The organism is Mesorhizobium sp. M4A.F.Ca.ET.022.05.2.1, assembly GCF_003998845.1.
Taxonomy (GTDB): Bacteria; Pseudomonadota; Alphaproteobacteria; order Rhizobiales; family Rhizobiaceae; genus Mesorhizobium.
In genome coordinates, this window is the sequence record NZ_RZOJ01000231.1 from 1 (window position 1) to 9698 (window position 9698).

Annotated in this window: 11 protein-coding genes; 7 read left to right on the forward strand and 4 right to left on the reverse strand. The window is 65.1% G+C overall.

The window, feature by feature from the left end; genetic code table 11:
- A partial coding sequence (gene rpsI, locus EN745_RS22290) for a 30S ribosomal protein S9 (RefSeq protein ID WP_127422267.1) occupies nucleotides 1-451 on the forward strand: 451 nt, incomplete at its 5' end.
- A gap of 60 nt (nucleotides 452-511) precedes the next feature.
- Here the strand turns inward: rpsI and EN745_RS22295 are convergent.
- Entirely contained in the window at nucleotides 512-1423 is a 912-nt protein-coding gene (locus EN745_RS22295) for a LysR family transcriptional regulator (protein ID WP_127422268.1), read from the reverse strand.
- Nucleotides 1424-1517: 94 nt separating this feature from the next.
- Here EN745_RS22295 and EN745_RS22300 point away from each other — a divergent pair, with 94 nt between their 5' ends.
- Nucleotides 1518-2390 carry an aldo/keto reductase family oxidoreductase gene (locus EN745_RS22300; RefSeq protein ID WP_127422269.1) on the forward strand — a complete coding sequence of 291 codons (873 nt, stop codon included), beginning with the start codon at nucleotides 1518-1520 and terminating at the stop codon, nucleotides 2388-2390.
- Between the two features lie 212 nt (nucleotides 2391-2602).
- Here the strand turns inward: EN745_RS22300 and EN745_RS22305 are convergent, their stop codons facing one another.
- Both EN745_RS22305 and EN745_RS22310 read right to left on the reverse strand, forming a co-directional pair.
- Nucleotides 2603-3661: a glycerophosphodiester phosphodiesterase family protein gene (locus EN745_RS22305; RefSeq protein WP_127422270.1), complete on the reverse strand. Its 1059-nt coding sequence runs from the start codon at nucleotides 3659-3661 to the stop codon at nucleotides 2603-2605.
- Between the two features lie 95 nt (nucleotides 3662-3756).
- Nucleotides 3757-4974 carry an acyltransferase gene (locus tag EN745_RS22310; protein WP_127422271.1) on the reverse strand — a complete coding sequence of 406 codons (1218 nt, stop codon included), beginning with the start codon at nucleotides 4972-4974 and terminating at the stop codon, nucleotides 3757-3759.
- 124 nt (nucleotides 4975-5098) lie between these two features.
- Between EN745_RS22310 and speB the strand changes: the two genes are divergently transcribed.
- Entirely contained in the window at nucleotides 5099-6100 is a 1002-nt protein-coding gene (speB, locus tag EN745_RS22315) for an agmatinase (protein WP_126054913.1), read from the forward strand.
- 30 nt (nucleotides 6101-6130) lie between these two features.
- Entirely contained in the window at nucleotides 6131-7063 is a 933-nt protein-coding gene (argC, locus tag EN745_RS22320; protein WP_127406143.1) for an N-acetyl-gamma-glutamyl-phosphate reductase, read from the forward strand.
- Between the two features lie 211 nt (nucleotides 7064-7274).
- Here argC and EN745_RS22325 read toward each other — a convergent pair whose 3' ends face one another.
- The gene (locus EN745_RS22325; RefSeq protein WP_127422272.1) at nucleotides 7275-8366 is read right to left on the reverse strand and encodes a COX15/CtaA family protein; all 1092 of its coding nucleotides are present in this window, start codon (nucleotides 8364-8366) and stop codon (nucleotides 7275-7277) included.
- A gap of 152 nt (nucleotides 8367-8518) precedes the next feature.
- On the opposite strand from EN745_RS22325, the gene EN745_RS22330 reads away from it, so the two are divergent.
- The 3 genes from EN745_RS22330 (at nucleotide 8519) to EN745_RS22340 (ending at nucleotide 9575) form a co-directional block, all read left to right on the forward strand.
- The gene (locus EN745_RS22330; protein WP_126054916.1) at nucleotides 8519-8734 is read left to right on the forward strand and encodes a DUF2842 domain-containing protein; all 216 of its coding nucleotides are present in this window, start codon (nucleotides 8519-8521) and stop codon (nucleotides 8732-8734) included.
- A 110-nt stretch (nucleotides 8735-8844) separates the two neighbouring features.
- Nucleotides 8845-9168 (forward strand): metalloregulator ArsR/SmtB family transcription factor, encoded by a 324-nt coding sequence (locus EN745_RS22335; protein ID WP_126059087.1) that lies wholly within the window; start codon nucleotides 8845-8847, stop codon nucleotides 9166-9168.
- Entirely contained in the window at nucleotides 9165-9575 is a 411-nt protein-coding gene (locus EN745_RS22340; RefSeq protein WP_126054917.1) for an SRPBCC domain-containing protein, read from the forward strand. The genes EN745_RS22335 and EN745_RS22340 overlap by 4 nt, the downstream gene beginning before the upstream one ends.
- Nucleotides 9576-9698: the final 123 nt, after the last annotated feature.

The following is a 9698-nucleotide window of genomic DNA, read 5'->3' on the forward strand; positions in this document are numbered from 1 at the left end:
ACTCGGGACCGCCGCTGCCGTCGCGCAGCCGGCCGCTCCCGTCCACGTCCAGAAGCTCGACAAGTCGGGCCGCGCCTATGCCACCGGCAAGCGCAAGAACGCCATCGCGCGCGTCTGGGTGAAGCCGGGCTCCGGCAAGATCGTCGTCAACGACAAGGAATTCGCGAGCTACTTCGCGCGTCCGGTGCTGCAGATGATCCTCAACCAGCCGATCATCGCCGCCAACCGGGCTGGCCAGTACGACATCGTCGCCACCGTCATCGGCGGCGGCCTGTCCGGCCAGGCCGGTGCCGTTCGTCACGGCATCTCCAAGGCGCTGACCTACTACGAGCCGGCGCTGCGCGCCGTGCTCAAGAAGGGCGGCTTCCTGACCCGCGACAGCCGCGTCGTCGAGCGCAAGAAGTACGGCAAGGCGAAGGCCCGCCGCTCCTTCCAGTTCTCGAAGCGCTAAGCGCTCCGGTTTCAAGCTTTCGAAAGGCCGCCTTCGGGCGGCCTTTTGTTTTTGGGATGCTCAGGGGCCGCGGCCGGCCGGTGTCTTGATGTAGTCGATGAAGGCCCGCAGCGGCGCCGGTACCAGGCGGCGCCCGGGATAATAGAGAAACGGCCCCGGAAAGCTCTGCCACCACGGCTCCAACACAGGCTCCAGCGCGCCGCTCTCGAAATGCGGGCGCACCCAGTCCTCGAACAGCCAGAGAATGCCGACACCAGCGATCGCCGCATCGACAGCGAGATCGACGCCTCCACCGATGCTAACGACCAATGGCCCCGTGGGATCGACGCGCACTACCTCGCCGTCGCGCTCGAACTCCCAGGGCGTCATGACCCCGCTCGGGAAGCGGCCGCGCACACAGGCATGGCCAAGCAGGTCGCGCGGGTGCTGCGGCCGACCGTGCCGGTCAAGGTAGGACGGCGCTGCGGAGGTCGTGAAGCGCTGCGCGCGCGGCCCAATCGGCACCGCGATCATGTCCTGCTCCAGCCGCTCGTCATAGCGGATTCCCGCGTCGCAGCCGGCCACCAGCAGATCGATAAAGTTCTCTTCGGCGATCACCTCCAGGCGAATGGCGGGGTAGGCCGCGAGAAATCCCGGAACGATTTTGGGCAGCACCAGCCGCGAGGCGCTTATCGGCACGTTGAGACGCAACGTTCCGGCGGGCCGGTCGCGAAAGCCGTTCACCACATCGAGCGCAGCTTCTACCTCGCCCAATGCCGGGCCGAGCCGCGCCAGCAGGCTGGCACCAGCCTCGGTCAAAGCAACGCTGCGCGTGGTGCGGTTGAAGAGCCTGACACCGAGCTGGGTTTCCAGACGGCGGATGGCTTCGCTGAGCGCGGAGGCGCTGCCCGCCGTCGCGCGGGCTCCTTCGCGAAAACCGCCGGCGCGCGCCACCGCCATAAACGCCTGGAGATCGTTGAGATCCGCCGCCATTGTTCGCTACTCCGTACAACCTGTCCGGATTATAGGCGATTATCGAAACAGCCGACAGCGCCTATCTGCCTCGTCGACAGCAAGGAGAAACAGCATGTCCAGCATCGACAAATCCGACACCTTCACACTCGGCGACCGCCCGGTCCGTCGCCTCGGCTACGGCGCCATGCAGCTCGCGGGCAAAGGCGTGTTCGGCCCGCCGAAAGACCATGACGCGGCCATCGCCGTGCTGCGCGAAGCGGTGGCGCAAGGTGTGAACCATATCGACACCAGCGACTTCTACGGCCCTTACGTCACCAACAGGCTGATCCGCGAGGCGCTATCGCCTTACCCCGACGACCTCACCATCGTCACCAAGATCGGCGCCCGTCGTGGCGAAGACGGCTCCTGGCTGCCGGCGTTCACGGCCGATGAGCTCGAGCAGGCCGTGCACGACAACCTTCGCAATCTTGGCCTCGAGGTGATGGATGTCGTCAATCTGCGCATCATGTTCGGGGTGCATGGTCCGGCGGAAGGCTCCATCGAGGCGCAGGTCACCAAGCTTGCCGAACTGCAGCGCAAAGGCCTGGTGCGCCATATCGGCTTGAGCAACGTCACCCGCACCCAAATTGCGGAGGGTCGAAAAATCTGCGACATCGTCTGCGTGCAGAACCAGTACAATCTGGCGCACCGGGACGACGACGCGCTGATCGACGAACTGGCGCGCGCCGGCATTGCCTATGTGCCGTTCTTTCCGCTCGGCGGCTTCAACCCGCTGCAATCCTCGACCCTGTCGGGGGTGGCGGATCGGCTCGGCGCTACGCCGATGCAGGTGGCGCTGGCGTGGCTGCTGCAGCGCTCGCCCAATGTGCTTCTGATCCCCGGCACGTCGTCAGTTGCGCATCTGCGGGAAAACCTCGCAGCGGCGGAGCTGGAACTGTCGGCGGACGTCCTGCAGGAACTGGATGGCGTGGCGAAAGCGGCGTGATTGGTTAATCTCCCCCCTCGTGGGGAGATGGCCGGCAGGCCAGAGGGGGGCGCGAAGGAACACCATCCTCAAAGGCCTACGATCAACAAACACCTGAAATGCGGCCGCGATTGGACCCAGCTGTTGGATAGGCTGGCGGGACAGCGCCCCCCTCTGCCCTGCCGGGCATCTCCCCCACAAGGGGGGGAGATCAGCTGCGTCGGCGCCGACGCCTAGTTGATGCTCGCCGTATGCGCCGGCTCGGCCGGCCGCGCCTCATCTGCATAAGGCACGCGAAAACCATTGGCGGCGAGCCAGCCGATCGCCGCCTTCGGCTCGTCGGTCTGGATGATGCTGGCGCCGCGCTCGGCCCAGAACCCCCAGGTCTCGCGCGGCAGGCTGGCAGCGACAGCCAACTCGTCGCCGCGGCCGCCGGAGAGGTAGCCGCCAGGCTTGTTGACGATGGCGTAGGTGTCGGCCCAGATGTGCCAGCCGCCGCGCACGGCAGAAGCCCGCATGCGATTGCTGAACAGCGGTCCGCCCGTCTCGGTCAACGTCTCGCCGCCAGCCCGCCAATTGATCAGTTCGATCGCACCCGAAGAAAAGACCCGGCCGACCTTCTCGGCGAAAGCGGCGTCACGCACGGCGTCATCGGCGATGATCGGCATGAACTGGAAGCCGCCGCCGATGGCGTCGATCGCCGCCTTGACTGTGTCGATCCGCTGCTGGTTCCAGAGGTTCTCCTTGACGATGACCTGATCGGCCATGCCGAGCTCGCGGGCGACCGCGATCATCCCGGGCAAGGCCTGAACGTCGAGCTTGTTGTCCAGATTGATCAGGATCCGGTCCCTGGTCGCCAGGAGCATCTCGCGCAGCGTCGAAACCGGCTCACTGGTGACAGCGCCAGTGCCTTCGAGGACCAGCCGGCATTCCTTCAGCTCGGCAACCGTGTAGCCGACCACCTCGCCCTTGCAGGTGGTGGTGCGGTCGAGCCAGCTGTCATGCATGACGACGAACTCGCCGTCCTTCGAGCGGCGGATGTCGACCTCGACGATCTCGGCGCCGAGCGCGATCGAGGCTTCGACAGCGGCAAGCGAGTTTTCCGGATAGAGCGTCTTGCCGGCCTGCATGCCGCCGGCGCGGTGCGCCGCCACCATCACATGGTCGCGCCACTGGTTGGCATGCTCGAAGCGGTCGAGGATCTGCCTGGCGCGCGTTTCGCCGGCCAAGGCATGGCCGATCGAGACCGCAAGCGCCGCGGAAAGCAGAAGGCCTTGCCAGATGGTACGCATCAAGAATCGCTCCGTTCCGGATGGAACCCCGGTTAGGCGATGCGCATGACACGCCGGTGAACGAAGCCGGCTATGGGCTTGAACGGATTGGCTTCTCAGATCCGCTCGGCGAGCCGCCGGAACCAGGCCAGGGCCGGCATTTCGACGAAGCGCCAGGTGCACCAGGACACGGCGATGGTGGCGACAAGCATCGCAAGGATCGCGGCGAGGCCCACCCCCGGCAGGTCGGCGCCGAAGCCGGTTGCGTGGTCGCCGCGCAGCACGATGTCGCCGAGCAGGTGGAGCCCGAACTTGCGCTCCACCAGCCCGCCGACATTGATCATGCGCGCCTGCACGAAGATGTGGACCATGTAGATGGAATAGGAGAGCGCGCCCAGCATCAGCATCGGCCGGGTGCGCAGGAAGGCGCTGATCCAGCCTCCCTCATGCGCAAAGAGGTAGAGCGCCAGCGCAAACACCAAGGGAGCGGCGATGCCGGCATCGTTGTCGCCGGCCAGCGCGACGAAAACACCGATCACCGCGATCATCGCCATCTCGGCCGCCGTCCAGGCGAGCCGCGCCCTGGCGTCGCCGGCAAGCGCCTGTCGCGCCTCTGCAATGGAATCGTGCTGAAACCATGCCAGGAGCGCGCCGAGCGAGAAGCCGTAGAGGCAGCGGATGAAGCCAAAGTCGAAGGACACGTCCATATGCCTGTGAGAGAAGGCAAGCAGGAAAAGCGGCGCGGTGACGGCGGCGGCCACAAGCCAGATCCAGCTGCGCCGGCCCGTCGTGAAGACAATGGCGGCAAACAGCAGATAGGCGAAGAATTCGGCCGAGATGCTCCAGCTCGGGGCGTTCCAGCTCAGATGATCCTCGACACCCATGCCTTGCAGCAGGAAGAGATTGGTGGCGAGGCTGTTGAGGTCGAAGCCCCCGGTGAAGGGCTCGGCACCCGTGCCGCGCAACTGCGGCAAAATGAGCCGCAGTTCCTCGAAGGCGGAGAAGGCTGCCAGCATCAGCAGATGCAGCGGATAGATGCGGCCGAAGCGGACGGGCACGAAGCGGGCAAGCTCGACCGGCTCGCTGAGCCGGCTGCCATAGGAGCTGGCGATGACGAAGCCGGAGAGCACGAAGAAGAAATCCACGAACAGATAGGACCCGCCGACAAAGGCGCTCTGCGAGATCAGCGAGTCGGTCGGGAAATGGAACAATGCCACGAGCAACGCGCAGATGCCGCGCCAGGAATCCAGCACCAGGAAACGCTCGCCCGCCACGGTGCCGGTCCGGGTCGCCGCGGGCATGTGCGCGGGGTTGAGAAAGGCGGTCTGCGTCATGATGATACAATCCTGTGTTGTCGTGGCACTCGCCGAACGCCATTTCCGTTTCCCCACTCTGTGACTGGCATGTTGCGTGCCGGTTCTGTAGTTGTGGCAGCCCGATGAAAACCGAGGATCCGTAATGGCGAACCAGAACATCGACCATGCCTTCACCGCCCGCTCCAAGACGGGCGCGTCCCTCGAGCCGACCTATGCCGGCGCGCTGTCTTTCATGCGGCGCAAATACACGAAGGACGTGAAGGGCGCGGACGCCGTGGTGTGGGGCATTCCCTTCGACGCCGCCGTCACCAACCGGCCGGGCGCACGCTTCGGGCCACAGGCGATCCGCCGCGCCTCGGCGATCCTCGACAACGACCCGCAGTACCCGTTCTCGCGCGACCTGTTCGAGCACCTCGCCGTCGTCGACTACGGCGACTGCCTGCTCGACAGCGGCAACCATCAGAAGACGCCCGGCACGATCGAGCGCGAGGCGGCCAGGATCCTGAAATCAGGCGCCTTCCTGTTGTCGCTCGGCGGCGACCATTTCGTCACCTGGCCGCTGCTCAAGGCGCATGCCGCCATCCACGGACCGCTGGCGATGGTGCAGTTCGACGCCCATCAGGACACCTGGCCGGACGACGGCAAACGCATCGACCACGGCTCTTTCGTCGGACGCGCGGTGAAAGAAGGCATCATCGATCCCGACCGTTCGATCCAGATCGGTATCCGCACGCACGCCCCCGATACGTTCGGCATCAAGATCCTCTACGGTCATGAGGTCGAGGAGATGCGGGCGTCCGACATCGCCTATGCCATCGTAGACCGCACCGGCGGCAGGAAGACCTACCTCACCTTCGACATCGACTGCCTGGACCCGGCCTTCGCGCCGGGCACCGGCACGCCGGTCGCCGGTGGCCCATCCTCGGCGAAGATCCTGTCGACGCTGCGCCAGCTCGGCCAGGTCGACATTGTCGGCGCCGACGTGGTCGAGGTTGCGCCCGCTTACGATCATGCCGATATAACGGCGATCGCGGGCTCCATGGTGGCGATGCACTATCTGGGCCTGGTGGCAGAACGAAAAGCCCGGCTCGAGGAGCTGAACAACGGCAATACTGTTGCAGTCAATCATGCTCAGGGCATATAGCACTGAAATCGCAGGGAATTTTCAAAGGCAATGAAACCAAAAATCTTCATCGACGGCGAACACGGCACGACCGGGCTGCAGATCAGAGCGCTGCTGGCGGAGCGGGGCGACCTTGAGATCATCTCCATCCCCACCGAGCGCCGCAAGGAAACGGCGGCGAGAGCCGAGTTTCTCAACGCCGCCGATGTCGCGATCCTCTGCCTGCCGGACGCCGCCGCCAAGGAAAGCGTCTCGCTGATCGAGAACGACACCACCCGGGTGATCGACGCGTCGACCGCGCATCGTGTTGCCGCCGGCTGGGAATATGGTTTCGCCGAAATGGACAAGGACCAGGCAAAGAGGATCGCCGCGGCGAAGCGCGTCGCCAATCCCGGCTGCTGGCCGCAAGGTCCGATCGCGACGCTCAGGCCGCTGGTGTCGGCCGGACTGTTGCCCGCCGACTTCCCGATCACCGTCAACGGCATTTCCGGCTATTCCGGCGGTGGCCGGCCGATGATCGAGGACTATGTCGGCAAGGGCGAGGACGCACCCGAATTCCTGCCCTACGGGCTGACCCTGCAGCACAAGCACGTGCCGGAGCTCAGGACCTATGCGAAGCTCTCGCACGACCCGATCATGCAACCGGCGGTCGGCAATTTCGCGCAAGGCATGATCACCGTGGTGCCGCTGCAACTCGGCGGCCTCGAGCGCGTGCCGACTGGCGCCGAAATGCATGCAGCGCTCGCCGATCATTTCGCCTCGATCGAGGGCGGCGTGGTCGAGGTCGCGCCCTACACGCATCTGGAGCGCATCGCCGAGGTCGATCCGGAAATCTACAACGGCACCAACAAGATGAAGGTCTATGTGTTCGCCAATGACGAGCGGGCGCAGGCGCTTCTGGTCGCCGTCTATGACAATCTCGGCAAGGGCGCGTCGGGTGCCGCCGTGCAGAACATGGACCTGATGCTCGGTCTCGCCCCGTAAGCGGGCAGGCGGGAATTCCCGACGGGCGAAGCTGCGGCAGGAGATCCGCCCCGATGAAGGCGAAGCTCGTGGCCGCTCAGGGCCGCTGACAAAGGCGGTCGGGCATCAGCAGTCGGCCGCTTCCGCCCGTCAGGCCGAATTCGACAGTCAGACAGCAAGCAGCTCCACCACCTTCTGGACGTGAAGATACCCACCACTCAGGCGACGTGGCTCAGCTTGCGAGCTTGACCTCATGCGGTAGCGGATAGGCGCCCTTGGTGCCGCGCCAGTGCGCGGCGGCAAAGCCCAACAGCACGAGCGCGAAACCCTGGTGGGTCAGCGCCATATGCAGCGGCACCTGCATCAGCAGCGTGCCAATGCCGATCGACGCCTGCACCAGGACGATCAGGAACAGCAGCGTCGCGCGACGCGCATGGGTCGTTCCCGGCAGACGCCGGCGGGTTGCGATCATGTGCCAGAGCGCCACCGCGAAGACCGTGTAGGCGCCGATGCGGTGGACGAACTGCACCGTCTTCGGGTTCTCGAAGAAATTGCGCCAGGCAGGATCGAGCAGGAGCAGATCGCCTGGAACCAGCCTGCCGTCCATCAGCGGCCAGGTGTTGTAGCTCAAGCCGGCGTCGAGCCCGGCGACCAACCCGCCGAGATAGATCTGCACCAGCGCCAGAAGCACGATGACGCCGGCAAGCCGCTGCGTCGAGCGGTCGGCGGCGGGCTCGGAATGCGGCGCCAGCCCCCGCGCGACCACCATCGTGGCGGTGAAGATCAGCGCCGCCAGCGTCAGATGCGTGGCCAGCCGGTACTGGCTGACCGAGACGCGGTCGACAAGGCCGGACGCGACCATCCACCAGCCGATGGCGCCCTGCAGGCCGCCGAGCAGCAGGATGCCGACGAGCTTCGGCCCCAGGCCGCGCTCGATACGGCGCGTCGCCCAGAAGAACAGCAGCGGCAGGGCAAAGACGACGCCGACGCTGCGCGCCAGAATGCGGTGCACCCACTCCCACCAGAAGATCGACTTGAACGCGTCGATGCTCATCCCTTTGTTGAGCTCGGCATATTGCGGGATCTGCTGGTAGCGCTGGAATTCCTCCTGCCACTCGGCATCGTTGAGTGGCGGGATGACACCATGGATCGGCTGCCATTCGGTGATCGACAGGCCGGATTCGGTAAGCCTGGTGGCGCCGCCGACCAGCACCAGGGCGAACAGCACGAGAAGCACGAAATACAGCCAACCGCGCAGTTGCGCCCGGTTGCGCAGGTCGCGATCGCGGGCGGCATAGGGTGCGGCAGCAGTGATGGCAGCCATGGTTGTGTTCCGGCAATTGAGGTCGCGGGATTGGTGGACCAAGGCAGCCCCGGTGGCAAGACCGGGCAGCGCGGCACGCCGTCGCGCCGCCGATGACGGGTTGCGCGCACCCGCCGATCGGCCTAAGCGGTAGCGGTCAGAGAGATCGCGACATGCCCATTCGCCTGAAAAAGCTGATCGGAACCGTGCTGCTGGTGGCGCTGGTCGTCATCTACGCGCTGGTGGCGTCGATCGTGGCGGTTGCCCAACTGTCGGAATCGAGCCCGCTGGTGCATCTGCTGTTCTTCCTGTTGAGCGGCCTGCTGTGGGTGCTGCCTGCGATGGGCATCATCAAGTGGCTGATCATCGAACCGCGGCCCAAGGGCTGAAGCGCGGCGTCTGCGAAGGCGCAAACGGGAACGTGATTTCCTTCCCGCTTGACGAACACATATCTCAATGGTTATACGTTTCGATCAATAGCCCTCAGGTTATCGATCCCATGACGAACGCACACGACCTGCTGTTCAGAACACTTGCCGATCCGACCCGGCGCGCCATCTTCGAACGACTGTGCCAGAAGGGAGAGCAGACCGTAGGCGCCCTTACGGCCCAGTCCGGGGTTTCGCAGCCGGCCGTGTCGAAGCATCTCGGTGTCCTGCGGCAGGCCGGCCTGGTGCGCGACCGCCATGAGGGACGGCAGACCCACTACAGCGCGCAGATCGGCGCGTTGTCGCCGCTGATGGACTGGACACGGCAGATGGCAGGCTTTTGGGAAAGCCGGTTCGACGACCTCGAGGATCTGCTCAAAAGGATAGATCAATGAACGATGCCGCTACCGAAACACGCTCCATAGTCGTCGAGCGGGAGATACCTTATCCGCCGGAAAAGATCTGGCGCGCGCTGACGCAACCGCATCTGATCGAGGAGTGGTTGATGAAGAACAATTTCAGGCCGATCGTGGCCCACCGCTTCAATCTCAGCGCGGACTGGGGCGGCGTCGATTGCCAGGTCCGGACCGTCGAGCCCAACAGGACGCTGTCCTACAGCTGGGACACCAAGGATCTCGAGAGCGTGGTCACCTGGACGCTCACCCCCACGGGCACGGGAACCCATTTGCGCATGGAGCAGACGGGCTTCCGGTCCGATCAGGAACCATACTTCCGCGGCGCAACCGTCGGCTGGCCGAGGTTCCTTGCAGCCCTGGAGCAGGTGCTGGCGCGGATGGACTGAGGCCAGCCGGCGCGCTTCGCGGCGCCGTGATCCCCGAACGCGAGAACCAGAGGAAGAAGCAGAATGAAGATCAAGCTGGCGAAAGTGTATGTGGACGACCAGGAAAGGGCCCTGGCCTTCTAC

Bases quoted from the DNA above. Each gene is read 5' to 3' on its own strand.
- speB (WP_126054913.1), top strand. From the start codon at position 5,099: ATGGCGAACCAGAACATCGACCATGCCTTCACCGCCCGCTCCAAGACG.
- EN745_RS22300 (WP_127422269.1), top strand. From the start codon at position 1,518: ATGTCCAGCATCGACAAATCCGACACCTTCACACTCGGCGACCGCCCG.
- EN745_RS22295 (WP_127422268.1), bottom strand. From the start codon at position 1,423: ATGGCGGCGGATCTCAACGATCTCCAGGCGTTTATGGCGGTGGCGCGC.
- EN745_RS22310 (WP_127422271.1), bottom strand. From the start codon at position 4,974: ATGACGCAGACCGCCTTTCTCAACCCCGCGCACATGCCCGCGGCGACC.
- argC (WP_127406143.1), top strand. From the start codon at position 6,131: ATGAAACCAAAAATCTTCATCGACGGCGAACACGGCACGACCGGGCTG.
- EN745_RS22305 (WP_127422270.1), bottom strand. From the start codon at position 3,661: ATGCGTACCATCTGGCAAGGCCTTCTGCTTTCCGCGGCGCTTGCGGTC.
- EN745_RS22325 (WP_127422272.1), bottom strand. From the start codon at position 8,366: ATGGCTGCCATCACTGCTGCCGCACCCTATGCCGCCCGCGATCGCGAC.
- EN745_RS22335 (WP_126059087.1), top strand. From the start codon at position 8,845: ATGACGAACGCACACGACCTGCTGTTCAGAACACTTGCCGATCCGACC.
- EN745_RS22330 (WP_126054916.1), top strand. From the start codon at position 8,519: ATGCCCATTCGCCTGAAAAAGCTGATCGGAACCGTGCTGCTGGTGGCG.
- EN745_RS22340 (WP_126054917.1), top strand. From the start codon at position 9,165: ATGAACGATGCCGCTACCGAAACACGCTCCATAGTCGTCGAGCGGGAG.